Origin of the sequence: Luteolibacter flavescens (genome assembly GCF_025950085.1) — a bacterium.
GTDB lineage: Bacteria > Verrucomicrobiota > Verrucomicrobiia > Verrucomicrobiales > Akkermansiaceae > Haloferula > Haloferula flavescens.
Genome location: NZ_JAPDDS010000010.1, coordinates 86,298 through 110,450, shown reverse-complemented (window position 1 = coordinate 110,450; position 24,153 = coordinate 86,298). Strand labels below are relative to the sequence as shown.

Genomic DNA, 24,153 nt, shown 5'->3' with positions numbered 1-24,153 from the left:
ATGAGCGATCGCGAAAAGAAATTGGTGCTGTTTTTTGGCCTGGCCGTGTTCGTGCTGGTCAATTTCTTCGGCATCTCCTGGTTCCAGAGCCAAAAGCAAAAGGTGGCGCGTCAACTGACTGATGCGAAGGGCAAGGTAACCCTTGCAGAGGCCACGGCTGCCAGCTTTGACACTGTCTATGGCGAGATGGAGTGGATGGCCAAGATGATCGAAAAGAGCCCTGCTCCGAAGAATGGTCAGCTCGTTGCCACGGAATTGGAGCAATACGCTTCCAACCAGGCCACGACGCACCAACTCGAGATCAAGCGCCGCGCGATCAAGCCGAATGACGAAACCGGCATCCACTTCCACCGCGCTAAGGTGGAGTTCAATGTCTCCGGTCGTGAGGAGTCGCTCTACCGTTGGCTGGACCGGCTGCAGATGCCCGACCAGTTCAAGGCCGTTACTTCCATGCGCCTCTCTCCGGATGCGAAGGACGATACCATGATCGACGCTACAGTGGAGGTAGAGCAGTGGTACGTGCCACTGGTGGATGGTGGCTCCGACGCCTCCGCCGAGCCGGATGAAGAGCCTGAAGCCGAGCCGGCCCCCAATGAAATCCCGGGACTGCCTCCTGTCCCAACCCCGACTCCCGCCCCCGCACCAGAAGCCACGAACCTGCCAGGAACCGAATGAAAACGATCGCATTCCTCACGCTCCTCGTCTCGGGAACCGCCGCCTTTGCCGCGGGCCCGCCGGTAAAGAAGCCGGTGTCGAGCTACATGCACCTTTCCCAGAATTCTCCTTTCACCACGAAGCCGGTCATCGAGCCACCAATACGGGTGGACACGACCTTTGACGATTGGTCGCTCGGTGGGGTCTCGGAAGTCGAAGGTGGCTACATGGTGACCTTGGTCCACAAGAAGAACCAGGGTGAAACCCAGGTCATCCGCCCGCGCGGCACTGTCCACAAGCTTAAGGACGAGATGAAGTGGATCGAGCCGGGCGCGACGGACAACTTCAAGGTGGACCGCGTCACCTACGGCAAGACGAGCTGGAAGGACACCACAGTGCAGGTCTCCATCGGCGGCAAGACCGGGACGATGAAGTTTGACGACAAGCAACTGACGCCGACCGCTTCCGCCGCTCCGGCTCCCGGTCGCCCCGGAATGCCAGGCCAGCCGCAGCAGGGGATCCCCGGTCAGCCACCACAGCCCGGTGCCGTCCATCAGCAGCCCGGCCAGCAAACCCAGCAGGATGGCCAGCGTGGCAGCCAGCGGCGCCCGCGCGTCCTCCCTCCCACTCAGAATAACCCGCAGCCGCAGGGCCAAGGTCGTAATCGCTAAGCTTTTCCCAATGTTGCCCAAACCGCATTTCCTCCTCACCGGCCTGATCGCGTCCGGGACCGCGTTTGCCCAAGTGCCCCAGCCACCACCGGCGGGCGCTCCTGTCCAGCCGGGTGCAGTGCCGCCCGGTGTGCAGCCAAATGACCCTGCCACACTCGCCCAGCGGGTGAAGCAGGAAGGCTATCTGGAGCCGAAGATCAACGGCGAGCGCCTGGCCGAGCTCTACACCGAGCTGACGGGTCGTCGCGTGACGGTGAGCAATGCCGCGATCGCCGCGGAATTCCGCTTCGTGCAACAGGGGCCGATCACCTTCGGAGAAGCGGCTGAGTTGCTGATGAAGGCCGCTCTGCTGGAAGGCTTCGTGTTCATTCCTTCAGGTGAAAATCACGACTTGCTGATCTACGCGCAAACCATGCCGACGCCTCCTGGCGAAGCCTTGCTTACCATCACAGACCCGGCCGATCTTCCGAACGGAGAGCTGGTCGTCACGTACGTGATGGCGCTCAAGCACATCAAGCCGGATGAAGTCGTGCGTGCCTTCACCGCCGTGGTGAAGCAGTTCGGCAACTATGGCTCGGTCGCCGCGGTGCCGAATGCCGCCAGCGTGATCATCACGGAGAAGTCCTCGCTGATCCGCCGCCTGATCGAGCTCCAAGAGGTGATCGACGTGCCGACGAGCAATGTCGGTACCAAGTTCATCAAGGTCCAGTATGCGGACGTGCAGGAGCTTTCCGAGATCCTTAACGAGATCCTCAATACCCAGCAGCAAGGACAGAGCACTGCGGGTGTCCAGCGCGTCCAGAATGCCGCTCCCGTGCCGCAGGTGCCGGGTGGCGCCCCTGCTGGCGCACAGGGCATCGCCGGTGCCGATGGCGGCGGTGCAGGGCAGGATGTACCGATCCAGATCGTCCCCAGCCCGCGCACGAACCAGATCTTCGCGATGGGCCGTCCGGTCGATATCGTTTTCGTGGAAAGCCTCGTCGCAGGCTTCGACACGCCGACCGACACGCGCAACTACCTCCGCCGCAAGCTGAAGTTCCTGGCCGTGGCCGACTTCCTCCCGGTGGCGGAGCAGGCGTTGCAGCGCGCCTTCGGCGGCTCGTCGCAGAGCGGCGGTGCCACGGGTGGCACGGCTGGCGGCGGTGGTCGCTCCGGTGCGAATTTCGGCTCGGGCGGCGGCGGATCCTCCCGCACGAACCAAGCTTCCTCGCGCAGTGGCAGCAGCGGTAGCAGCCGTTCCGGCGGCAGCTTCGGCAGCAACCAGAGCAGCGGTGGCTTCGGTGGTGGTTCCAGCGGCGGCTTCGGCGGCGGTGGCAGCAGCTTCGGCGGCTCCAGCGGCAGCGGTAGCACCCTGGTGAACAATGCGCCCAGCGCCCAGCTCGTGGGACGCACGCTCCTCGTGGCGGACAATATCACGAACTCGCTCGTGGTGCAGGGCCCTCCGGCCAGCCTTGAGGTCGTGAACCAGCTTCTCGACGAGATCGACGTGAAGGCGGATCAGGTCATGATTTCCTGTGTCTTCGGCCAGCTCTCGCTGAATGACCGCATGGAGTATGGCCTCGACTTCCTCCGCGAGGTGGAGGTCCGCGGCGACAATGCGATCGGCGGACGCGGCGGCAGCGGTGCCGGTCCTCTCCTTCCTCTGGACGGCAGCGCCTTCGATCCCGGCAGTCTCGCCGCGACCGCCGGCCTGGGCCTCTACGGCAAGATCGGGCCGTACATGAATCTCTATCTGGACGCGCTTCAGGGGACGACGAAGTTCAATATCGTGGCCCGCCCGACCGTCTTCATGGCGAACAACCAGACCGGCTTGATCCGCAGCGGTCAGCAGATCGCGGTGCCGACGAACAGCTTCAACAGCGGAACCACCGGCCAGAGCACGAACATCGACTACCGCGACGTGGTGCTCGACCTGCAAGTCACGCCGCTGGTGAACTCGCCCGACGAAGTCACCCTCCAGATCGCCGTGCTGAATGACGAGGTCGTCGGCAGCCAGACGATCGAAGGCGTGGGCCAGGTGCCCACGATTTCCACCCGGTTGCTGGAAACCACGGTGACCGTGCCGAACAACGAGACCATCGTGCTCGGCGGCCTGATCACCACCCGGAACAACCAGAGCCGCTCCGGCATCCCGCTGCTCAGCCAGATCCCGTATATCGGCGGCATCTTCGGTTCGACCGAGAACCAGACCGACCGCGAGGAGCTGCTGATCTTCATCCAGCCGACGATCATCAATGACAAGGCCTCCCTCTACGCCGGTCAGGCCGACGTGGATTCACGCTACAAGTTCGACAACGAGAACCGCGAGTTCATCGATGGACCCGGCTTGCTGCCAACCAGGGATGCGCTCGACAAGCCAGCGAACTCTGGCAAGGCGCGCAACGCCGCACCGGCTCCGGTTGCCACGGAAGCTCCTGCTCCCCGCCGCGCGACTTCCCGTCCGAAAGGCTTCGTAAAAGGACGCTGAAATCCGGCATAGAATCGACTTCAGGGGGCCGCGGAGATGCATTCTGCGGCCCCTTTTATTCCGGTACTTGCCAAAATCCGGGAACGGGTCTCAGTTTGTCGCGCTGAACTCCGGAGACGCCCGGAAAACATCAAAAACCTCGCAATTTCGCTCCATGTCTGAGATTACCGAAGCGGACCTCGCCCCCAACGTGAAGGCCCTGTATCTGAAGGCTCGCAGTGCCGTTCAGACCCAAAATTACGGATACGCCATCAAGCTGCTCCAGAGCGTCCTGAAGGACGCTCCGACCTTCCTGGACGGGCGCAAGGCGCTCCGCAACTGTGCTTCTCTCCACACCGGCGGACCGAAGAAGTCCTCCAAGGTCTTCGGTTTCAAGACCGGTGGCGTGGGCACGATGAAGATCGCCGGCCAGGTGAAGAAGGACCCGGTGGCCGCTCTCGTGATGATCGAGGACGAGCTGGAGAAGGACCCCTACAATCTGGACGTGAATGACCAGCTTTTCGAGGCCTTCAGCGCCATGGGCCTGCCTGACCACGCGGCATTCGCACTGGAGACAATCCGCAAGGGTCATCCGGAAGAGCTGAAGCCGATGCACAAGCTCGCCGAATTCTACATCCATCGCGAGGATCCCGCGAAGGCTGCCGAAGTCTATCGCGACATCCTCAAGCACCACCCGACCGACTCCGTCGCGATCAAGGGTGAGAAGGACTGCACTGCCCGCGCCTCGATGCAAAAAGGTGGCTGGAGCGAGAATGCCAACATGGCGGACCTCCAGCGCAACAAGGGCGAAGCCGCCGAGCTCGATGCCGCCGGCAGAAGCGGCCTGACGCGCGACCAGCTCGAGGACCGTCGCGATCGTCTCATCCTCAAGTATAACGAGGACCCGAACCAGCTTCCCGTGGTCAAGGACCTCGCCGGTATTTTCGAGCAACTCGAGGACTGGGCGAATTCCCACACCTTCTACTCGTGGGGCTACAGCCTCAGCAATGGCGACGTCGCCCTGCAGACGAAGTCCGGCCAGATGAAGGACAAGATGGAGGAGCAGCAGCTCAAGGATCTGGAAGCGCGCGCCGCTTCCAATCCCGACGATCCGGAAGTCCAGGCCATGCTCGCCGAGCGCAAGGTCCTCCGCATCGCGGAAGCGCTCGAGGAAGCCAAGAAGCGCGTGGATGTCAACCCGACCGACCCGACGCTGCGCTACCAGCTCGGTCAGGCCTACTACGATGCCGGCGACTACAGCAACGCCATCCCGCACCTCCAGCAGGCCAAGCGCAACCCGCACATCCAGTCGAAGGTGCTCCTGCTCCTCGGCCGGACCTTCAAGGCGAAGGGCATGCTCGACATGTCGCTCCGCCAGCTCACCGATGCCCTCGGCGACCTCATCGCCATGGACAACGTGAAGAAGGAGATCCTCTTCGAGAAGGGTCTCGTGCACGAGGAGATGGGCGACAAGCCCGGCGCTCTCGAAGCCTTCAAGCAGATCTACGAAGTGGACTACGGCTACCGCGATGTCGCCCATCGCGTGGAGTCTTCCTACGGCGGTTGATCCGATTTTCAAGAAAGGCGCGGGGGGGAAACCTCCGCGCCTTTTTCGTGTCCGGATGATACCGGGCCGGTCACTCGGCCTCGTACCGGAAGGGGTCCTGCAACTTCGTGTCGGTGGTGACCGCGGTGTCCGTGAGTGTTCTCAGGAAGGCGACCAGGGCGGCCTTTTGCGCAGTGGTGAGATTCAGTCGCCGGGGCTGGCCGGCTCCGGGAGCACCGGGCGGATTGCGGAGCTGGGGCGAGAGATTCGGGTGGTTCACCACGCCCGTGCTGTAGAAGTCCACGACCTGCTCGAGCGTGGCGAAGCGCCCGTCGTGCATGTAGGGCGCGGTCAGCTCGATATTCCGCAGCGACGGAACCTTGAAGAGGCCCTCGTCCTGCGGAAGCCCGCTCACCCTGCCGACGCCCTTGTCGATGTAGGGATTCTCCAGACCGTTGTTGAAGATGGCATTGCCGGGCACGAAGTTGTCGCTGCCGTGGCAGGCGGTGCAATTGCCCGCGCCATTGAAGATCTGGCGACCCTGGTTCTCCTGCGCGGTGAAGTTCGTGAAGCCGCTGGCGACACCGGCGTCATACTTCGATTGGCCGGAGATGATCGAGCGGACGAACTGTGCGAGCGCCTTCGAGATGCGGTCGCTGTTGACCGTGGCACTGCCGAAGGCATCGATGAATAGCTCGCCGTAGAAGGGCTCCGCGGAAAGCCGCGTGACCAGCAGGTCGAGCGTCATGCCCATCTCGATGCTGTTCTGGATCGGCTGGAGCACCTGCTCCTCCAAGGTGGCCGCCCGCTCGTCCCAGAAGTAGTTTTCTCGCAGGTAATACTTCGCGTTTGTCAGGCCCATCGAGTTGCGGTCGGTCAGCCCGCCGTCGAAGCCGACGCTGAATCGCCGCGGGTCCGAGAAGCCGTGCGCGGCCTGATGGCATGAGGCGCACGAGATGGTTTGGTTTGCCGACAGGCGCTTGTCGTAGAAGAGCACGCGCCCGAGCGTCGCGCCGGCATTGGTGGTGGGATTGCTCACCGGGGTATTGTCCTGCCCGCGTATCGCGGGGGTGAGCAGGTGAGGGGGCAGGGCGGGGGTGGCGTGATTGAGAAAGGTCGCGGGGAGCAGGAGGGCGGAGTCCGAGTCCGAGGCGAACGCGCCTGCTTCGTCCGTATTCAGGCGGAAGAAGCGCTTCGTCCCCTCGATGGGCATCGGGATGCGCAGCGTGCCATTGAAGACGCGGCGGGTGTCGCCATTCGTCCAAGTGCCGAGGGTGTCTGAGGTCTGGACGCGCCACGTGTGGTTGCCGGAGTCGTGCACTTCCAGGACGATTTGGTCGCCTTCATGGAGGATGCGGGTGGTGGCGGACTCGGCAGGGAGTTGGGCGGAGACTTCAGCCGATGCCGGGAGGATGGTGGCCGCGAAAAGGAGGAGCTTTTTCACAGTGTCACCGAAGCTCCGGACCCGCCGCGACGGCGAGGAACTTTACCTTCCCTTCACATCCGGCGGTGGACTTTTACCTCCGCCTAACGGGGAGACCTACCGTCACTTCGACAGGCGCTTCTCCAGGGCGAGGTCGGGAGCGGCACCGCGTTCGAGTGCATTGCGGTAGAATTCCAGCCCCTGCTTCTTCTTGCCCTGCTTGGCGTAGAGGAAGGCGAGGTTGAAATACGGGTCCGCCATCGCGCCGTCGAAGTCGATCGCCGCCTTGAATTCCTTCTCGGCCTCGCTTTCCTCCCCGAGGTCGAAGCAGAGCTTGCCCAGCACCACGCGGCCTTCCGCATGAGTGGGCGCGAGTTCCACGCTGCGGCGCAGCGCCTCGCGGGCCTCGCCATACTCGCCCGTCTGCATGAGCGAGTAGCCGAGCATGCGGTGGGCGTAGGGATTGTTGCTGTCGATGACCGCCGCGTTGCGGAAAACCTTCGCGGCATCCTGTGGCTCGTCGAGGCGCAGGTGGACCACGCCCAGCTTGCACATGGTGCCGGTGTCGCCGGGATTCTGGTCGAGCACCATCTCGAAGAGTTCACGGCTCGACTGGAAGCGACCCGCCACGAAGGCACGGGTGGAGGCGTCGATGTAGGGACGATTGCCACCTTCAAGTTCCGCGATGCTGACATCCACTTCGGACTGAGGACGGCTCCCCGGAGAGAAGAATTCTCCATCGACGCGGCGATCTTTCACGATGTCCAGCTCCTGCGGGGTCAGCTCCATTTCGGTAGCGGCCATAAGCCCCACGGCATCTTTGACCTTCTCGTCGGACTCCGCTATTTTTGCAACGGCATCAAGCAGGATCTCGGTCGCCTGGCGGCGGCGCTCCTGGACGCGGAGTTGCTTTTGAAGGATGGCGCGAAGCATCTCCGCCTCGGCTGGATCGGCATCCTTTGCGGCAAGCGCTGCCGTCTCGGAGCGCAAGCGACGCTCCAGTTCGGCAATGCGATTGTCCTGCGCGGCTTTCTCGCGCTTGAAGGCATTGATATTGTCCTTCGCCAGCGCGAGGTCGCGCATGGCCTCGATCAGTTCGTCCTGGGTGGCATTGTGATCGCGGTTGAGGCGATCAACCCTTTCATTCGACTCGCGCAATTGCCGGGCGAGTTCCATGTTCTGGTCGATGACCTGCTGGATGCGGTCGCCGTCCTCGCTGGCGAGCAGCGCCTTCATCTGGTCGCGCTCGCGGAGCAGGCCGTCGCGCTCGTCGCGCAGCACTTCGAAATCCTTCTTCAAGGAAGCGATGTCGCTTTCGAGTCCGGCGATCTTCTGGTTCGCGCGGGCGAGTTCGTCGTTCTTTCCACGAAGCTCCTCCTGCATCGCACGGAGTTGCTTCTGCTGGCCGGCGATGACGTCGCTCTGGATCTTGCGCTCCTGTTCCAGATTCCGCTCCAGGTCGGCGGCCTTCTGGGCGAGGCGTCCGCGCTCGGCATTCAGCGCCTCGGCCTGCGCACGGGCGTCGCGTGTCTCGCTCTGGCTTTGGGAAAGGGCTTGGGCAAGCGCGGCACGTTCCCGCTCGGTCTGCTGGAGCTTACCATTCAGGTTCCGCATTTCCTCCTGCATCGGCTGCTCGGCGAAGCGGGAGCGCAGCTTGGCGAGTTCGTCATTCGCACGCTTCAGCTCGGCCTGTGCGAGGTCGCGTTGCTTCGCTATGTCGCGGCCACGGGCTGCCTCACGTTCGGCGGAGTCGGTTGACGGATTCTGACTTTGGCTCTGGCCCTTGCTCGCGTTGGCGAGGTCCGACTGGAGTTCCTGCACCCGGCTTTCAAGTTCGGCGATACGGCGGGTCTCCAGCGTCTCGATCTCGCGGATCGGCTGGATCGGGGCGACCGGCAGGCCGCTGTCGAGGGGGCGGGGTGGCTCGCCCTCGATGACGCCGGTTCGCGATCCACCCTCAAGCTCGGCGATGGCCTGATTCTTCACCCGGTTTTCCTCCATCGCCAGCGGGGCGACGCGGTCGATGTCCTCTTGGGTGCGGGAGCGGCGGCCTTTCACCATGTCCGGCTTCCAGAGAGGGTAGTAGGAGGAGACGCTCTCGAAAAGCTGGCGGGCGCGAAGCAGCTTTTCCAGCGCCTCCGCGTGCTTCTTCTCGGCCTGCAGCTTCTCCGAGTCGCGGTAGAGCAACCAGCCTTGGAAATAGACGTCGGAGGGGTCGAAATTCGACGGCGCGTCCTTCGCCGGAGTCATGGGGCCCGGCTGCTCCTGGGCAGTGACGGAGAGACCGGCCATGCACAGGGCGCAGGCCAACAGTCCAGCGCGACCGGGGAAACGGAAAAGGCTCCGACTCATAGGACGCGCAAGCTAGGAAGCCCCGTGCTGCGCAGCAAGGGGGAAATCCGTTTCGTTAGACGGTTTCCGCGCCCTGCAATCCCTTGGTAGTCACATGGTCATCCCCCGGTCGCGCGCCTTGCCCGATGGCATGGCTCTCAGTCCTTTCCAAGCGTCTGCCGCACGGTCTCCGCGAGCGGGGTGGTGGGGCGGCCGAGGAGGGTGCCGAGTTCGCCCGAGTCATCGAAAAGCGCGCCCCTCGACGCCGCGGCATCGCTGTCGGCGAGGAGGCTCGCAAAGGCCTCCGGTAGCCCGGCTCCGATGAGTAGCGTGCGGTAGGCCTCCTCCGTCAGGTCGCGATAGGGGATGTCCTTCCCGCTCTGGCGCGAGACCTCCGCGGCGAGGTCCGCGAGGGTGTAGGCGCTGTCTCCGGCGAGCTCGTAGATGCTGCCGGGTTCGACCGGGCGGGTCAGCACGATGGCGGCGGCCTCGGCGTAGTCGGTGCGGGCTGCGGAGGAAATGCGGCCCTCGTCGGCGCCACCGACCAGCGCTCCGTGCGCGAGTGCGGTCGGGATGGAGGCGGCGTAGTTTTCCGTGTACCAGCCATTCCGCAGGATGGCGAAGGGGAGACCGGAGGCGGTCAGGTAGGCCTCGGTCTGTCGGTGTTCTTCCGCGAGGCCGAGCTGCGAGCGATCGGCGTGGAGCACGCTGGTGTAGGCGAGGAATTTCACCCCGGCTGATTTGGCGGCGTCGATCACGTGGGCGTGCTGGTTTGTCCGGTTGCCGACTTCGTTCGACGAAATCAGGAGGAGCTTTTCGATGCCGGACAGGGCGGTCGCGAGGGAAGCCGGATCCGAATAGTCGGCTTGGCGGACGGTCACTCCACGTGCCGCGATGTCGGCGGCCTTTGCCGGGTCGCGGACGATGGCGACGAGGTTGCTGGCGGGCACGCGAGCGAGAAGATGGTCGATGACGAGGCGGCCGAGCTGGCCGGTGGCTCCGGTGATGGCGATCATGATGGTCGGGATTCGGGGTTGATTCGGGATTGAAATGGCATCGCGGGGATGCTTGGTTCCTATTCGATACCGAGTTCCGGAAACGCTGCAAGAGGGGTGATTTTCGGAACCCGGTTACACCGCGGTAACCATCATGAGCCTTCCATTTCCACCCGTGGCCCCGGGATCGGGCCTTGCCGAAAAGTGCCCGGTCCGCGACGTGCTCGATCGCATCGGTGACCGCTGGAGTCTCCTCGTCCTGCTGGTGCTCGCGCCGAAGACGCTGCGCTTCACGGAGGTGAAACGGGCCATCGGCGACATCTCGCAGCGGATGCTTTCCCAGACCCTGCGGACGCTTGAGAAGGATGGCTACGTCACCCGGACGGTCTATCCGACCGTTCCGCCGAAGGTGGAATACTGCCTCACCGAGTTGGGCGGATCGTTGCTCGCGAGGATCGCCCCGCTGGTCGAGTGGGCGAATGCCAACCATGACCAGGTGAGAGCTGCTCGTGATGCCTATGTTCCGCCGTCATCTGCAACGCCGCTTTAAACGGTCTATCGAAGTAGCTTTCCGGGCACCTCGATGACCCGGTCGCCGGGCGCGACGAACATGCGGTCGTCGTCCTGCCGGTCGATGATGGCTCCGCCGGTGAAGCTGCCGAAGGAGGGGAGCACGAGGACATTCCGTCGCAGAAGGAAGCAGGGCAGTCGGAGGGAGGTGCGCCTGCCATCGGCGATCCGCGCGACGGGGTGCCAGTGGGCGGCGACCACCGGACGGTCGTCGGGCGCGTCGGCCGGATCATGGACGAGGTGGATGCCCGCGTGCTCGGCGAAGGGGAGGACGGTGAGGCAATCTGGCAGCCGCGGGAGCTTGCGGTCGTGGTTTCCAATCACCAGTTCAACCGGGATTCCGATTGTGAATAACCATGTTTCCAGCAAACGTTCGATCTCCTTCGTGAGCCCGGCGGGTGAATGAAATAGGTCGCCATTGATCACCACACGGGTGGCTCGGACTTGTTCACAAAGTATTCGCAATCGGTTGAGATCAGCATCGCTGTCGCCCTCCGGAATGGCGAGTCCTTTTGCTTGAAACGCGGTGGCTTTGCCAAGGTGGATGTCGGCTGCTACGAGGGTGTGATCGGGAAGCAGGACGGCCTTCTCGGGAAGGAGTGCAAGCGTTTGATCGAGGATGCTCAGGATCATTTGTCAGCCGCTTGTTCGAGGTCTTGAAGCATTTGTTCCAATCGTGTGGCGGCATCGCCTGCGGGCATCGTGGCGAAGAACTGCTCAGCCCAGAGCGGGAATGCCATGGGTGTTAGATTTTTTGTTTCAATCAATTGTACTTCCCGCTTTTGAATGTCGATTAGGGAGTCATGAAGTCGGCTGAATTCCAGTTGCTTCTCCAGAATTTCCCGCTGGGACTGGAGAAGGAGCAGGTTCTCGGGATCGTAGCGTTCCAGCACTTCGAAGAGCAGGCGCGAACTTGATTGAAGCTCCCGTTGTCCGCGCTGTTGGCGACCGGGCAATTGCTGCAGAATCAGGCCTGCTACCCTCGCCACCTGATGGAACTGACGGCGGGCCAGCTCGGCGGTATTCAAGCAAGCCAGCACGTCTTCAAGAAGGTTCTCAACCGTTAGATTCAAGCGGATGATATCCTCGCTCAAGTGAAGCCCGCGTTTGGCGGTGAGGCAGAATCCGTAGTCGTTCTGCGACACTGTAATCGTTTGATTCAAACGAAGTCGATAAGCCATGAGCGCCCCCAAGCCTTCGTGAACAAGTCGCCCGGCAAGGGGGTAAACAAACAGATGTTCACCATCGCGTGACCGGGTGTGTTCGACGAGGAGCGTGCGGTCATCGGGCAGTTCGGACCACCGGCGCTGGATCTCCAGGATGGGGGCGACGGCCTTCATTTCCGGCGAGGCCGGGCCCTCCCCGCGGAGGCGGGCGGCCATGGCATGGGCCAGTTCGTTTGAAAGGGGCATCTTGTTTCCGCCCCACATGGCGACTGCTCCCTTGGCGTCGCGCTTGGCGACCCGGACGGTGGCGATGCGCTGGTGGAAACGAACCAGCTCCAGTTTCTTCCCGGCAAAGATGAAAAGCTGACCCTGTTTCAAGCGGCTGATGAATCCTTCCTCGACCGTCCCCAAGGTTTGTCCATTCGCGAAGCGGACGCTGACATGGGAGTCGGCGGAGATGGTGCCGATCGACATCCGGTGCTGCTGGATCAAACGTTTGTCATCGACGATGTAGCGGCCGTTTTCGAGACGGGCCTTCCGGTAGCGCGGGTAGGCGGCGAGGGCGCGACCGCCGCTCGAGATGAAGCCGAGGCACCAGTCCCACTCGGTGTCGGTCAGGTCGCGGAAGGCGTGGGTGGACAGGATCTCCCGGAGCATTTCCCCCGGCTCGAATGGCTCGCCGATGGCGCAGGTGACGAGGTGCTGGACGAGCACGTCGAGCGGCTTGACGAGGGGGCGGCGGGCCTCGATGTGCCGGGCGTGGGCGGCGTCACGGGCGGCGGCAAATTCCACCAGCTCCATCGCGTGGGTCGGCACACCGAGGACGCGGGACACCTTTCCGGGTTGGTGGCCGGACCGGCCGGCGCGCTGGAGCAGGCGGGCGATGCCCTTTGGCGAGCCGACCTGCAGCACCTGGTCGACCGGCGAGAAATCCACGCCGAGGTCGAGGGAGGATGTGCAGACCACGCAGCGCAGGCGGCCCTCGCGGAGACCCTGCTCGACCTTCTCCCGCTCCTCGCGGTCCACCGAGCCATGGTGCATGGCGATGACCTCCGCCCAATCCGGCCGGAGCGAAAGCAGCTCCTGGAACCAGAGCTCGGTCTGCGAGCGGGTATTCGTGAAGAGCAGAGTGGAGTTCGCCTTCTCCACCTCGCGGACGACCTGAGCGGCGAGCCGGGTGCCGAGGTGGCCGGACCACGGGAAGCGGTCGATCTCCCGGGGGATGAGGGTGTCGATAACGATCTCCTTTTTCAGGTCCGCGGAAACGGTGACCGCTCCCTCCGCGGCGGACCCGAGGAGGACGTCGCGAGCTTCATCCAGATTCCCCAGGGTGGCGGAGAGGCCCCAGATGCGGATCTCCGGAAACCATTCGCGCAGGCGGGCGAGGCAGAGCTCGGTCTGGACGCCGCGCTTGTTGCCCAGCATCTCGTGCCACTCGTCCACGATCACGGCGCGCAGCCCGGCGAGCTTTTCCCGGGTGTCGTCGTGGGTAAGCATCAGCGACAGGCTCTCCGGCGTGGTGACGAGGCCGAAGGGGAGCTTCTTCCGGAGGCGGGCCTTCACGGAGGACGAGGTGTCGCCGGTGCGGGCTTCCACCTGGAGCTTCGGCGCGAGGACTTCTAGCGGCTCGCGGAGTGCCCGCAGGGTATCCTGCGCAAGGGCGCGGAGCGGGGTGAGCCAGACGACCGAGCATCCCTCGGGCTGCTCCTTCAGCGCTCCGGCGACCGGGCCCATCCAGACCGCGAGGGTCTTGCCCTGACCGGTCGGGGCGTGGAGCAGGCCGGACTTCCCGGCGGCGTAGGCTTTCCAGGTCTCCTTTTGAAAGGGGAATGGCTTCCAGCCGCGTTGCTTGAAAAAGGGCTGGAGGGGATCGGCGGGCATGGGCGGAAAAAAGGCACGCATCCGTGACGATGCGTGCCAGAGGAATCAGCACCGGGAATTCGTCCCCGCAAGTGACTGTTAGCTGCCCAGTTCATTTATCGAAGCGGCAGCCATGCCTGCCGCAACGATGGCGAGGACCATGCCGATCAACATCAGGCCGATGGAGACGAGGATCACGATGCCGACGAATTTCCAGAATCCGCGCTGGGCCTCCATCGCCTGCTCCAGATCCGTGGCGGACTGGCTGGACATCAGGTTCAGGATGGCGGTGCCGTATTTCCAGAGCTTCACCGAGGGGAAGACATACATCAGCGACATGGCGATGTAGATCAGTCCCATGATCGACTGGATCCAGCCGAACCCCGCGGCACGGGAGTTGCTCATGCCGCCGATGGCTCCTCCGGCCATCATCATGAGGCCGCCGAGCACCATGAAGCCGGCACAGATGAAGCCGATGATGGAGCAGAGCCGCACCCAGGGCTTGGTGCCCGCGAGGGCCTGGATGATGGCGGGGGAGGTTTGACCGGTGGAGGAGGGATACGGATTTCCGTGTGCACCGGTTTGATAGGGGTTGTCCATGGTGCCGCCTATCAACTCCAGCCTGTCTGGAAAGCCAAGCCGAGTTTGTGTTAGTTCCTGCTCTCCCGCACGACCACCGGGATGGGCTCCATCGCCTTGCCCGGGGCGAGGACTCGGTGGGGGAAGGGGATCTCGATGCCCTCGCGGTCGAAGGCTTCCTTGATCCGCAGCGGCAGCTCGTTCTTCACCTTCATGACGTCCGCCTTGATGGTCCAGGCTCCGATCATGAAGTTCAGCGATGACTCGCCGAAGCCATTGAAGACGATCACGGTCTCCGGCTCGTCGAGCACTGCCGGGTGGGCGTCCGCCACCCCGGCGAGCACGCGCATCACGTGGTCGATGGCCTCGGTGTAGGCGACGCCGATGGTGAGGTCCACGCGCCGGATGGGGTAGCGGGTCACGGTGGTGACGGTGTTTTTCACCAGCATCTCATTTGGGATGCGGACCGAGCGGTTGTCGAATGTCCGCAGGGTGAGCGCCATCAGGCCGATCTCCTCGACTGTGCCGCTGACGGCACCGACCTCGATGATGTCGCCTTTTTCAAAAGGCCGCTCGCCGACGATGAAGAGGCCGGAAATGAGATTCGACAGCGAGGTCTGCGAGGCGAAGCCAATGGCCACGCCGGCGATGCCCGCGGCACCGAGTACGGCCGCCAGATTGAAGCCGAACTCCTGGAGCACGGCCACCAGCACCATGACGTAGCCGCTGTAGCGGACGATGCGGGCGAGCAGGTCGCTGCCCTGCTGGCCGAGCCGGTGCCGCAGCACCCGGCTGACGATGCGCGAGACCAGCAGCACGAGCGGCAGTCCGGTCGCGAGGACGATCAGCACCTTGATGATCTTCTGGTAGATCGGATTGCCCCAGAATTCGGAGGTCAGGTCGGCCAGCATCATCAGTCGTTCGGGTGAGTGACTCCGAGGAAGGTGGAGAAGGCCTCCTTTAACATGCTGCGACGCACCCGGCCCTGCCGCGGCGGGGCCAGCTCCACGGCGCGCGTGGCCTCGCCGACCGGCTTGCTGGCGAAGACGACGCCGCTCAGCGAGTCGCTCTTCTCCCCGGTGCGGATTCGCGCGTGATTCGACCACAGCCGACCCTCGTGCTCGAAGACCGAGAGGTGGCCGGTTTCATAAAACAAGCGCTCGAAAGGGTGGGAATGCGTGCCGGTATTCGCGATTTCGATCGTCGAGATGATGGACATCTCCTGCCAATCTTCCGGCACGAATTGCCTCCGCGCCCGGGTCTTCACCGAGTAGCAGAGCGTGCCGGAGATCGGCGTGCCGTGCCAGGTATTCGACGGCTGCTCGCTGGGCCATGCGCTGAGGCGCTCGTACTGGCCCTCGCTGTGCGCGGTCAGCTCGATGAAGGCGGGGATGCCGACGTAGAAGGTCGCCTTTGCGCGCGGCGAGAGATTCAGCGGCGAGCGCGGGCGGATGATGACCGGGCGATCCGGGAAAACAGGGCGGAAGCGCAGCTTCACGTCCTTCGCCCCGCGGTCCCAGCGCTGCCACGGCAGGTCCTCCGGCGGCGTGTCCGCATCGCTCATGAGGCAGTCGCACTCGGACCCGTAGAGCGGGGCCACGCGCCACTCCTCCAGGATGCTGTGCACCACCAGCGTGAGATTGCCAAAGCTGGCGCACAACCACTCGCGATCCTGCAGCGTTCGTTCGTGCCAGCGTTCCGAGGCGGCCATGGCATGACGATGGGAAGCCGTTTGCCCCGCGGCAATGCAGAATCGCGGGTGCTATGCGTCAGGGCGAGGTGCGGACCACCCGCCAGAAGCGCCGCGGCCCGGCGGCGAAGTTCACGGTGCGCAGCGTGGTGCCGCGGTTGGTGCGGGCGGTGACGGTTTCGACAGGCTGCCAGTCGTCGAGCTTCGTGCCGGACTCGATGCGGTAGCTCTGGCCGGGATTGCTCTGCCACTCCAGCGCGGCGGTGGTTCCCGTTAGGGTGAAGTTCACCAGGCTGAAGTCGCCGTCATTGATGTGGATCACGCCGATGGCATCGAGGTCGAAGCCGCCGCTGCCGATGACCGGCGTGGGATCGTAGATCGGGCGACCGCTGCTGTCCTTCGTCTTGCCGTCTCCAATGATGTCGATGATCCGGACGAAGGCCACGCGCTGCTTGTTCAGCAGGGGCGAGTCGGGGAGCGATGCGAGATCGAAGGGCGTGCCATAGCCGCCACGGTACTTTCCGGCGAGGCCGTCGATGTTCGTCGGGTCCATCGTCGTGTCGAATGGGCCGACCTTACTCGGAGTAAGCGAGGCACTCGGGAAGCGGAAGAAATTCACGCCATCGCTGGAGACCTCGACGAAGGCGAGCTCGAGAAAAGTGTCGCTGAAAGAATTTTCGAAAACCGCGAAATCCGCACCTGCACCATCCCGCACGGAGTGGGGGAAATACATCGTGATCTGGCCGCCATTGCCGAGGCAGACGATATCATAGACGTCCGTGGTGGCCTTGCCGGTGGCTTTCTCCGGCGTCCTCCACATGTTGTCCACGTCCACGCCGTAGGTCACCTCGGAGTGGCCGCTGGCCCATGCGACGATGCGCGAGTCATCCTTCGAGACAGCCGGGCTGCCCGGTCCGGCGACTCCGGCGTAGGGACCCGCGTGAAGGGTGGCAGGGATGAGGAAGGCGAGCAGGCGGAGCTTCATAGTTCGCGGCGGATGCCGATGAGCACCTGTCGCCCGGCGGCGGGATACCAGATCCCGCTGTACTTCACCGTGGCGTAGCGCTCGTCGAAGAGATTGTTGATGCGGCAGTAGAGGGAGAGTCCGGGCTTCGGTTCGTAGCGGACGAGGAAATTTGCGACGCCGTAGGACGGGAGCTTCTCGCGGGTGTTCTGGAAGTCATTCCCCTCGAAGGCATCGCCGACGTATTGATACTCCGCCTGCAGGCTGAGCCAGTCCTTTGGGCGGCAGCCAAGCGTGGCGGTGAGTTCGCGGTTTGGCACCAGATAGACCTCCTTGCCCTCGTAGGTGCCGCTGCGGAATTCGGACTGGAGCGCGGTGAAATGCAGTGCCGCATCCCAGATGCCAGCCTGGTAGCCCAGCGTGGTCTCCAGGCCGAGACGTCGGGTGTCGGCCAGGTTCACATTGAGATTTTGCAGGTAGTCGTAGGCGATCTCGCCCTCCAGCCATTGGGCGAAGCCGTTCACGCGCAGGGTCCATGCGCCGGGCGTCCACTCGGCCCCGAGCTCCACGTTGTCGCCGGTCTCCGCACGGAGGCGGTCATTGAAGGGGACGGTGAGCGGATACCCCTGATAGGAGGCGATCTCGTCAGTAGAGGGCAATCGATATAGGCGATCGTAGCGCAGCCACGCGGAAACATCCCGTGCGCCCTCCCAGCGGACCCCGGCCTGGAATGCGGAGTTCGACTCGTCGGTTTCGCGCGCGAAATTCAGCGCCGGATTCGCGGGGAAGCGGTAGCTCCGGGCGTCCGCGCCGACCGACGAATGCTCCCAGCGGGCTGAAGTACTAAGGTGCCAGTACTTCCACGGCTCCCACTCCGCGCCGGCGAAGATGCCCGCGATGTCCCGCTCCAGCGATGCGTCCGTCGTGCGGTTCCGCCGCTGGATCTCGGCGAATTGCGAGAGCTCCAGCGTGTCCCGCCGCAGCGAGATCCCGGCCTCCGCCGACCACGAGTCGCCGGTGATGCCGAAGCGCGGCGAGAGCGTGTAGGTATTGAGAAGATTGTCCGTGTGATAGCCCGGGCCGAAATTCCACGCGAGGTCACGCTGGTAGATCGAAAGCGGCACCTCAATGGTCGGCCCGCCCGCCTTGCCAAAGGTCAGCGTGCCATCCGCGGTCCAGCGCGTCTGCTCGCTGAAATAGAGGTGCGCCTGACCGGACTGGGCGTAGATCGATTGGCGCGGGTCGAGCAGGTAGCGCTGCTTTGTCAGCGGGCCGGGGAAGCCGCCGCGCTCATCCGCCCAGGAGACGCCGAGATCGGCATCGATCCAGTCGGCGAGTTGCTTGTCCCAGCGGAGAGCCGCAGTCTCCAGTTCGCTGAAGGCATTGTCCCGCCAGCCGTCGGTGAAATTCCGCTCGGCATCGAAGGTGATGCCGTGCCCGTCGATCAGGCTGCGGTGGCTGATGCGGGCGAGCGTGTAGCCGTCGCTGCCACCGGCTCCCTCAAGTACGGTGGATTCCGTACTTCCTCCGCGGGTGACAAGATTGATCACGCCGCCCACGGCATTGTCGCCGAAGCGGGCGCTCTGGCTACCGCGCAGGATCTCCACTCGCTCCAGCCGGGCCACGGGTGCCTCCAGCCACGAGACGCCCGCCATGTCCGGTCGATTCACCGGGCGGCCGTCGATGAGGACGAGCACGCGCGACGAGGCATTCTCGCCGAAGCCGCGCAGGTGCACGGTGCTGTCCGAGGCGTTTCCGGACGTATTCGTGAGCCGGATGCCGCCCTGCGTGGCCAGCAGGTCGGCCACGGAGCGAACTCCGGATTTCGCGATCTTCTCCCGGTCGATGACGGTGGCGCTGCCGGCGAAGTGCTCCGGCAGCACCGAGTGCCGGTCCGCCTCCACGACCAGCGGCTGCAGCTCATCCTCCTCCTCTTCCCCCGGCGCGGTGGCCGGGGAAAGCGGAAGGATCATCGCCGCGAGCGCGGGGATGGAGGTGAGTCGCATGGCGCGGGTCCGGTGCGGAGCGGGGTTGCGCCGGTCTTAGCGACGGCGGCGGCGTGCCAGCAGGGCCAGACCGGCGAGCGATGCCAGCGCGGCGGACGGCTCCGGCACGGCCAGGAAGTCATCCATGGCGAAGTAGACCGGAGTATTGATGCCGTAGTCGCCCACGTCGGACGAGTCGAAGGAGAACTTCAGCTCGTCCACGATGCCCAGCGAGGAGAAGTCCACGAACTGCCAGGTGTCCACGATGTAGTCCTGTGCCGAGGATTCGAAGCGGAAGTCAGCGAGGTAGAAATCCACCGTGCCCGTCGAACCGCCATTCAGGTAGCCGTGGATGGTGAGCTTGAAGTAATCCGCATCCGTGCCGCTGGCTCCGCCGAATTTCTTCGCGAAGCCGTCGCCCTGGCTCATCGAGAGATATGAGTAGGTCGTATTCGTGAAATACGCGCCGAGGCCGGTGAGGTTGGTGTCCGTGGCGAAGGAGATCGACGGCCCGGGCTCGCCCACCGTCGAGCTGCCGTAGGCGAGCGTGAAGTTGCCGCTGCCGCTGCGGTCGCCGCCGGTGTAGGAGCTGTATTGGTTCCCCCAGCCGGGCGTCGTCGTATTGCCCTGATTGGAATAGCCGAAGCCCGACCAGGAGCCCCAGGCGGGGACGTAGCCGTTCACAAAGGTGGCACCGCCGGTGGTGAAGCTGCCGCTTCCGTCCGAGCCGTTCCAGTAGCCATTCGTCCCAGCATCCAGGTCATCGAAGGTGATGACGGCGGCTTGGGTGGAAAGGGTGGCTGCCAAGGTGATTCCCACCGCCAGCAGGGGGCGGGGGACCGTCGCGAGCGCCCGCGTGAGGAGCGCCTTCTGTGGTTGATGCATGTCGTATGGTGATCCGTGAACCCGAGATCCGCGGGTTCTTTCAGACGTGTTCCGTCAGGCTGGCGATCTGGCTTTCCCGGGCTGCGGTGCAGCTCGGGATTTACAGTGGCGGTACCGCTCCGGAGTCGCACCGGATTCCCCATCGATTTCCTGCCCGTGCCACGGGCTTCCCGACTGGAGCCACGGCTATCCCGCGGCGGGCGGAGGGTGGCTTTTCGGACGGGGATGCCAAGGGCGAAGTTTTCCGGCGGTCGCCTTATCCTTGTTCCGCCGTTCCCTCGAAGGGGCGCAGCCACTTCACCGAGTCGATCAGCGGCTCGCTGAGCAGCTTGCGCTTGCTGCCGTCCGCAGCGATGAGGTGCAGGTTTTTCCCGTCGCTCCAGGCAATCCGCCCATCGGCGGAGACATCGTAAGCGAGGGCGTGGCGGGCCAGGACGGTCTCGGTGCCGTCCGGCGTGCGCTTCACCAGCTCCCAGTCGGCCGGGGCGAGGGCGCCGTCCGGGGCATTCGCCTGGCCAGCCTTCTGCACGTCGATCATGCGGCCGGCGATCCACATGCGCACGGGCTCCGGTCCCTGCTGCTTCGGCCCTCCGGCGGTGGTGAGCGGCTTCTTGCTGACGATGCTGGAGAATATCTGGAAGAAATCGACCAGCGCCCGGAGGATGCGGAAGGGGAAGAGCAGCGTGTCCTTCAGCGTGACCCACACGGAGGGGCGGGGGCCTTCCGGACCCTCGTATTTACGGCGGATGTAGTAGATATTCCCGGCTTCGTCGGCCTGGGGAGCGAGATAGTCGTGGGTGGGGCTTTCAAGGACGGTCTCAAGTTCGCCGCCCGTGAGATCGATGCGATGAATGCCGAAGGGGCCGAAGCCGCGGATGTAGCCCTGCGGATCCCGCGAGAGCCCGGCGGAATGGTAGAGGATCGCCTCGCGCCCGGGCACCCAGGAGGGCGCGGCATCGATGGAGTCGCCCTCGGTCACCGGCTTGGCATGGCGACCGTCCGGCTCCAGCACCGCGATGTGCGAGACCTCGTCATCGCCGAAGCGGCACGCGATGCGCCCGTCCCCGGAGTGGCGGTCGAATTCCGAGACATGGAAGCGCTCGCGGTGAAAGACCCGCCGCTCGTAGCCCTCCACGAAATCGAAATCCAGCACCGCGCCGACCACACCGGTCCACAGCGCGTAGACCATCGAGTCCGGGCGATCTCCTCCCGCCACGGCCACGACCCGCGGGCGCACCGAGACCGAGCGCGGCACGCCCCGTCCGCCCCACAGCGAGGAGCGGGAGAACATGCCACCGCCTGCCTCCTGGTCGCCGCGCAGCCACGAATTCTTTTCGGCGGACTGCTGCTCGCGGCGCTCGATGTCGGCGGCGAATTGACAGTCGTGACGCTTCGACGTGCCGTCGTTAGCGGCCAGGATCAGGCGGCCATCGGCAAGCAGGGCGATGCGATCATTCATGTTGGAGATGGTCTAACATACCGACATCCGGGGGAAACGTGGAAATTGTGGCCTCTTTGCAAGGCGCGACCGGGCTGTGGGGCGTGGGGCTAGCCGAGGTGTCGGGAGTGTTGAAATGGACTGATAATCAAAAGGTGGAGTGCCGGGGCTTGATTGATCCTCTATCTCCGCTTTCCTCCCCGCATGGATCTGGACGCCCTGAAGGCCGCGCTAGCCGCTTCCCCCGACAATCTCCCCCTGCTGATGCTGGTGGCAAAGGCCCACGAGGATCACTTCGAGCTGGCCGAGGCGCTGGCTCTTTTCGAGCGGGTGGTGAAGCTCCAGCCGGACCATGCAGATGCGCTGCTCGGCATCGCCCGCCTGCTCGATCTCTCCGGGGAGAGTTCGCAGGCGATGGTGCGCCTGGAGGCGCTCTGCGAGATGAAGCCGAAGTATGCGCCGGCCTGGCTGCTGCGGGCACGCATCGCTCTGGATGAAGGCGAGGCCGTCACGGCTCGTGGATTCTATGACGTGGCCGTGGATCTCGATCGCTCGGTGGCGGATGATGAACTGCTGCAGGCCATCCTGAAGGCGGGCGGCGGGCAGAAGCGCACGGCGATGACCTCCGCGGGGCCGGTGGAGATCGACGACGATGACGACTCGCCTTTCTCCGGCATGGACGCGGTGACGGCCCGCGACTTGGATCTGGAATTCCGGGTGCGGGCGGACATCAAGTTCGCCGACGTCGGCGGGATGGAAAAGGTGAAGGAGGACATCCGGATGAAGATCATCCATCCGCTGAAGAATCCCGAGCTCTTCGCCGCCTACGGCAAGAAGCCCGGCGGCGGCGTGCTGCTCTACGGCCCGCCGGGCTGCGGCAAGACCCTGCTGGCGCGTGCGACCGCGGGGGAGATCAATGCCTCCTTCTTCTCCATCGGGCTCCACCACGTGCTCGACATGTACATCGGCGAGAGCGAGCAGAAGCTGCACAAGATCTTCGAACTCGCCCGCAAGGCCGCGCCCTCGGTGCTCTTCTTCGATGAGATCGACGCGCTCGCCGCGGACCGCCGCGACATGCGGCAGTCGGCAGGGCGGGGGATCATCAATCAATTCCTGGAAGAGCTGGACGGCTCGCGCGCGTCGAATGACGGCGTGCTGATCCTCGGCGCGACGAATGCGCCGTGGCATGTGGACGGTGCCTTCATGCGCCCCGGCCGCTTTGACCGGCTCGTCTTCGTACCGCCGCCGGATGAGACGGCGCGGCGCGAGATCGCGGGTATCCACGGTCGCGGCAAGCCGCTGGTGGACTTCGATCCCGCGGCGATCGCGAAGAAAACGGACGGCTTTTCCGGTGCGGACTTGCGCGCCGTCTTTGACCTCGCGACGGAGGCCGCGCTTTCCGAAGCGATGCGCAAGGGTGCCGTGGTCCCTGTGTCCGGGAAGATGCTGCTGAATGCCAGCAAGGAGGTGAAGCCCTCGACCCGCAAGTGGTTCGAGAGCGCGAAGAACTACGCCCTCTATGCAAACCAGAGCGGCTTTTACGATGACGTGCTCGTTTATCTGGGCCTGAAGAAATGAGCGATCTCCTCCTGCGCGCCCGCCTGCTGCGGGATAGCCGGCGCTACCCCGAGGCCATCGCGGCCCTACACCAGCATCTGGCACTGGATCCGGATAGCTTCCTCGCGCACTACGAGCTGGCGGTGACGCGGCTTATTGAGGGCGAGAGCTATCGCAAGGCGCTGGAAGATGTGGACCGCGCCGTCGCGCTGTCACCGGAGAATCCCTCCGCGCACGCGATCCGCTCGGCCATCCTGCTGTCGCTGGATCGTGACAGCGACGCGCTGGCGGCTGCGGACAAGGCGATCGGCATGGACCCAGAGTTCGCCTTTGCCTGGGTGTGCCGTGGCAAGGCGCTGCTGGCGAAGCGCCAGCTCCCCGAGTCGGAGGCGGCGGCACGACGTGCGCTGGAACTTGACGCGGATTTCTCCGATGCGTCGAACCTGCTCTCCACGGTGCTGCGTCTCCAGAAGCGCTTCGGTGAGGCCGAGGTGGAGATCGACCGCCACCTCGAGCGCGACCCGGAAAATGCCTGGACCTTCGCCACGGCCGGTTGGACAGCGCTGAACCGTAGCCAGCGGGAGAAGGCGGAGAATCTCTTCCGCGAAGCCCTGCGGCTGGACCCCGGCATGGAGCATGCACGGCTGGGGCTGCGCGAGGCCTACAAGGCGCGCTCGCCCTTCTATCGACTCTTCCTGAAGTGGGTCTTTTTCCTGAACCGTCACTCGGAGAAGAACCGGTGGCTCATCATCATCGGCATCATCGTCGCCTTCCGCTTTGGTCGGGAGCTGCTGAGTATGATCCATCCGCTGGCAGCAGTGCCGCTGGTCGTCGCGTACCTGCTCCTTACCTTCGGCAGCTGGCTCGCGAGCGGGCTCGGGCATTTCCTCCTGCTGAAGGATTCCCTCGCGAGGCTTTCGCTGAATCGCCAGGAGAAGCTGGACGGACTCGCGGTCGGCGGGCTGTTCTTCGGCGGCCTGTTGTTGCTCGTGCTGGGGCTTACCGTGCTACCCGCCGGTATCGCCTTCGTCGGCGGGGCCATGATTGGTGCGTCCATCCCGGGCTCGCTGATTTTTGACAATCCCTCGGTGAAGGGGCGCATCGTCTTCGGCCTGACCACCCTCACGATCCTCGGCTGCGGTGCCTTGATTTGCCTCCATGATTTCCGTCGCGCCGTGCACGAGCCGCTGATGAATGACGCCACGGGCAAGATGCTGACCGTCGCCCTAGTCGCCCTCGCCGCCACCACGTGGATCGGCGGCATCCCGGCGCTAAGGAGGGGGAAGGTGAGGTGATGTAACGGAGCACGAGGATCGGCAAAGCCGGGAGCGCGTGCCACCGGCTCGCTTGGCAGGTAGGCGAAGCAACCCTGCATGCACCCATCACCGGATGC

Annotated in this window: 19 protein-coding genes; 7 read left to right on the top strand and 12 right to left on the bottom strand. The window is 64.3% G+C overall.

The annotated features are described in order from the left end of the window. The 4 genes from OKA04_RS17100 (at nt 1) to OKA04_RS17085 (ending at nt 5,338) form a co-directional block, all read left to right on the top strand. Nucleotides 1-675 (top strand): type II secretion system protein M, encoded by a 675-nt coding sequence (locus tag OKA04_RS17100; RefSeq protein WP_264502414.1) that lies wholly within the window; start codon nt 1-3, stop codon nt 673-675. Further along, nucleotides 672-1,325: a hypothetical protein gene (locus tag OKA04_RS17095; protein ID WP_264502413.1), complete on the top strand. Its 654-nt coding sequence runs from the start codon at nt 672-674 to the stop codon at nt 1,323-1,325. Before OKA04_RS17100 ends, OKA04_RS17095 begins: the two co-directional genes overlap by 4 nt. 10 nt (nt 1,326-1,335) lie before the next feature. Continuing rightward, entirely contained in the window at nt 1,336-3,792 is a 2,457-nt protein-coding gene (locus OKA04_RS17090) for a type II secretion system protein GspD (RefSeq protein ID WP_264502412.1), read from the top strand. Nucleotides 3,793-3,946: 154 nt separating this feature from the next. Further along, nucleotides 3,947-5,338, top strand: a complete 1,392-nt coding sequence (locus tag OKA04_RS17085; protein WP_264502411.1) for a tetratricopeptide repeat protein — start codon at nt 3,947-3,949, stop codon at nt 5,336-5,338. A gap of 70 nt (nt 5,339-5,408) precedes the next feature. On the opposite strand, the gene OKA04_RS17080 is transcribed toward OKA04_RS17085, so the two are convergent. The 3 genes from OKA04_RS17080 to OKA04_RS17070 form a co-directional block, all read right to left on the bottom strand. Further along, nucleotides 5,409-6,761 carry a cytochrome-c peroxidase gene (locus OKA04_RS17080; protein ID WP_264502410.1) on the bottom strand — a complete coding sequence of 451 codons (1,353 nt, stop codon included), beginning with the start codon at nt 6,759-6,761 and terminating at the stop codon, nt 5,409-5,411. Nucleotides 6,762-6,863: 102 nt separating this feature from the next. Continuing rightward, nucleotides 6,864-9,032 (bottom strand): tetratricopeptide repeat protein, encoded by a 2,169-nt coding sequence (locus OKA04_RS17075; protein ID WP_264502409.1) that lies wholly within the window; start codon nt 9,030-9,032, stop codon nt 6,864-6,866. 197 nt (nt 9,033-9,229) lie between these two features. Next, nucleotides 9,230-10,087: an SDR family oxidoreductase gene (locus OKA04_RS17070; protein WP_264502408.1), complete on the bottom strand. Its 858-nt coding sequence runs from the start codon at nt 10,085-10,087 to the stop codon at nt 9,230-9,232. Nucleotides 10,088-10,220: 133 nt separating this feature from the next. On the opposite strand from OKA04_RS17070, the gene OKA04_RS17065 reads away from it, so the two are divergent. After that, nucleotides 10,221-10,616, top strand: a complete 396-nt coding sequence (locus OKA04_RS17065) for a winged helix-turn-helix transcriptional regulator (protein WP_264502407.1) — start codon at nt 10,221-10,223, stop codon at nt 10,614-10,616. 5 nt (nt 10,617-10,621) lie between these two features. On the opposite strand, the gene pdeM is transcribed toward OKA04_RS17065, so the two are convergent. The 9 genes from pdeM to OKA04_RS17020 all read right to left on the bottom strand — a co-directional run bounded on the left by pdeM (nt 10,622) and on the right by OKA04_RS17020 (nt 21,224). Next, nucleotides 10,622-11,269 (bottom strand): ligase-associated DNA damage response endonuclease PdeM, encoded by a 648-nt coding sequence (gene pdeM, locus OKA04_RS17060; protein ID WP_264502406.1) that lies wholly within the window; start codon nt 11,267-11,269, stop codon nt 10,622-10,624. Beyond that, on the bottom strand, nt 11,266-13,683 hold the full coding sequence (locus tag OKA04_RS17055) for a ligase-associated DNA damage response DEXH box helicase (RefSeq protein ID WP_264502405.1): 2,418 nt from the start codon (nt 13,681-13,683) through the stop codon (nt 11,266-11,268). Before OKA04_RS17055 ends, pdeM begins: the two co-directional genes overlap by 4 nt. 78 nt (nt 13,684-13,761) lie before the next feature. Continuing rightward, the gene (locus OKA04_RS17050; RefSeq protein WP_264502404.1) at nt 13,762-14,262 is read right to left on the bottom strand and encodes a DUF5362 family protein; all 501 of its coding nucleotides are present in this window, start codon (nt 14,260-14,262) and stop codon (nt 13,762-13,764) included. A gap of 50 nt (nt 14,263-14,312) precedes the next feature. Beyond that, entirely contained in the window at nt 14,313-15,155 is an 843-nt protein-coding gene (locus OKA04_RS17045; protein WP_264502403.1) for a mechanosensitive ion channel family protein, read from the bottom strand. After that, nucleotides 15,155-15,952, bottom strand: coding sequence for a DUF432 domain-containing protein (locus OKA04_RS17040; protein WP_264502402.1), 798 nt, complete (start codon nt 15,950-15,952; stop codon nt 15,155-15,157). Before OKA04_RS17040 ends, OKA04_RS17045 begins: the two co-directional genes overlap by 1 nt. A gap of 58 nt (nt 15,953-16,010) precedes the next feature. Then, entirely contained in the window at nt 16,011-16,916 is a 906-nt protein-coding gene (locus OKA04_RS17035) for a hypothetical protein (protein WP_264502401.1), read from the bottom strand. Further along, entirely contained in the window at nt 16,913-18,901 is a 1,989-nt protein-coding gene (locus tag OKA04_RS17030; protein WP_264502400.1) for a TonB-dependent receptor, read from the bottom strand. Before OKA04_RS17030 ends, OKA04_RS17035 begins: the two co-directional genes overlap by 4 nt. Before the next feature lie 36 nt (nt 18,902-18,937). After that, on the bottom strand, nt 18,938-19,765 hold the full coding sequence (locus OKA04_RS17025) for a DUF4465 domain-containing protein (RefSeq protein WP_264502399.1): 828 nt from the start codon (nt 19,763-19,765) through the stop codon (nt 18,938-18,940). Between the two features lie 256 nt (nt 19,766-20,021). After that, nucleotides 20,022-21,224, bottom strand: coding sequence for a TolB-like translocation protein (locus OKA04_RS17020; RefSeq protein ID WP_264502398.1), 1,203 nt, complete (start codon nt 21,222-21,224; stop codon nt 20,022-20,024). A gap of 183 nt (nt 21,225-21,407) precedes the next feature. On the opposite strand from OKA04_RS17020, the gene OKA04_RS17015 reads away from it, so the two are divergent. Both OKA04_RS17015 and OKA04_RS17010 read left to right on the top strand, forming a co-directional pair. Then, the gene (locus OKA04_RS17015; RefSeq protein ID WP_264502397.1) at nt 21,408-22,781 is read left to right on the top strand and encodes an AAA family ATPase; all 1,374 of its coding nucleotides are present in this window, start codon (nt 21,408-21,410) and stop codon (nt 22,779-22,781) included. Further along, entirely contained in the window at nt 22,778-24,055 is a 1,278-nt protein-coding gene (locus tag OKA04_RS17010) for a tetratricopeptide repeat protein (protein WP_264502396.1), read from the top strand. The genes OKA04_RS17015 and OKA04_RS17010 overlap by 4 nt, the downstream gene beginning before the upstream one ends. The last annotated feature ends 98 nt before the right edge of the window (nt 24,056-24,153 follow it).

What these genes read in the sequence shown, in the direction of transcription:
- OKA04_RS17100 (WP_264502414.1), top strand. Translation starts at nt 1, where the DNA reads ATGAGCGATCGCGAAAAGAAATTGGTGCTGTTTTTTGGCCTGGCCGTG.
- OKA04_RS17095 (WP_264502413.1), top strand. Translation starts at nt 672, where the DNA reads ATGAAAACGATCGCATTCCTCACGCTCCTCGTCTCGGGAACCGCCGCC.
- OKA04_RS17090 (WP_264502412.1), top strand. Translation starts at nt 1,336, where the DNA reads ATGTTGCCCAAACCGCATTTCCTCCTCACCGGCCTGATCGCGTCCGGG.
- OKA04_RS17085 (WP_264502411.1), top strand. Translation starts at nt 3,947, where the DNA reads ATGTCTGAGATTACCGAAGCGGACCTCGCCCCCAACGTGAAGGCCCTG.
- OKA04_RS17075 (WP_264502409.1), bottom strand. Translation starts at nt 9,032, where the DNA reads ATGGCCGGTCTCTCCGTCACTGCCCAGGAGCAGCCGGGCCCCATGACT.
- OKA04_RS17070 (WP_264502408.1), bottom strand. Translation starts at nt 10,087, where the DNA reads ATGATCGCCATCACCGGAGCCACCGGCCAGCTCGGCCGCCTCGTCATC.
- OKA04_RS17065 (WP_264502407.1), top strand. Translation starts at nt 10,221, where the DNA reads ATGAGCCTTCCATTTCCACCCGTGGCCCCGGGATCGGGCCTTGCCGAA.
- pdeM (WP_264502406.1), bottom strand. Translation starts at nt 11,269, where the DNA reads ATGATCCTGAGCATCCTCGATCAAACGCTTGCACTCCTTCCCGAGAAG.
- OKA04_RS17055 (WP_264502405.1), bottom strand. Translation starts at nt 13,683, where the DNA reads ATGCCCGCCGATCCCCTCCAGCCCTTTTTCAAGCAACGCGGCTGGAAG.
- OKA04_RS17050 (WP_264502404.1), bottom strand. Translation starts at nt 14,262, where the DNA reads ATGGACAACCCCTATCAAACCGGTGCACACGGAAATCCGTATCCCTCC.
- OKA04_RS17045 (WP_264502403.1), bottom strand. Translation starts at nt 15,155, where the DNA reads ATGATGCTGGCCGACCTGACCTCCGAATTCTGGGGCAATCCGATCTAC.
- OKA04_RS17040 (WP_264502402.1), bottom strand. Translation starts at nt 15,952, where the DNA reads ATGGCCGCCTCGGAACGCTGGCACGAACGAACGCTGCAGGATCGCGAG.
- OKA04_RS17035 (WP_264502401.1), bottom strand. Translation starts at nt 16,916, where the DNA reads ATGAAGCTCCGCCTGCTCGCCTTCCTCATCCCTGCCACCCTTCACGCG.
- OKA04_RS17030 (WP_264502400.1), bottom strand. Translation starts at nt 18,901, where the DNA reads ATGCGACTCACCTCCATCCCCGCGCTCGCGGCGATGATCCTTCCGCTT.
- OKA04_RS17025 (WP_264502399.1), bottom strand. Translation starts at nt 19,765, where the DNA reads ATGCATCAACCACAGAAGGCGCTCCTCACGCGGGCGCTCGCGACGGTC.
- OKA04_RS17020 (WP_264502398.1), bottom strand. Translation starts at nt 21,224, where the DNA reads ATGAATGATCGCATCGCCCTGCTTGCCGATGGCCGCCTGATCCTGGCC.
- OKA04_RS17015 (WP_264502397.1), top strand. Translation starts at nt 21,408, where the DNA reads ATGGATCTGGACGCCCTGAAGGCCGCGCTAGCCGCTTCCCCCGACAAT.
- OKA04_RS17010 (WP_264502396.1), top strand. Translation starts at nt 22,778, where the DNA reads ATGAGCGATCTCCTCCTGCGCGCCCGCCTGCTGCGGGATAGCCGGCGC.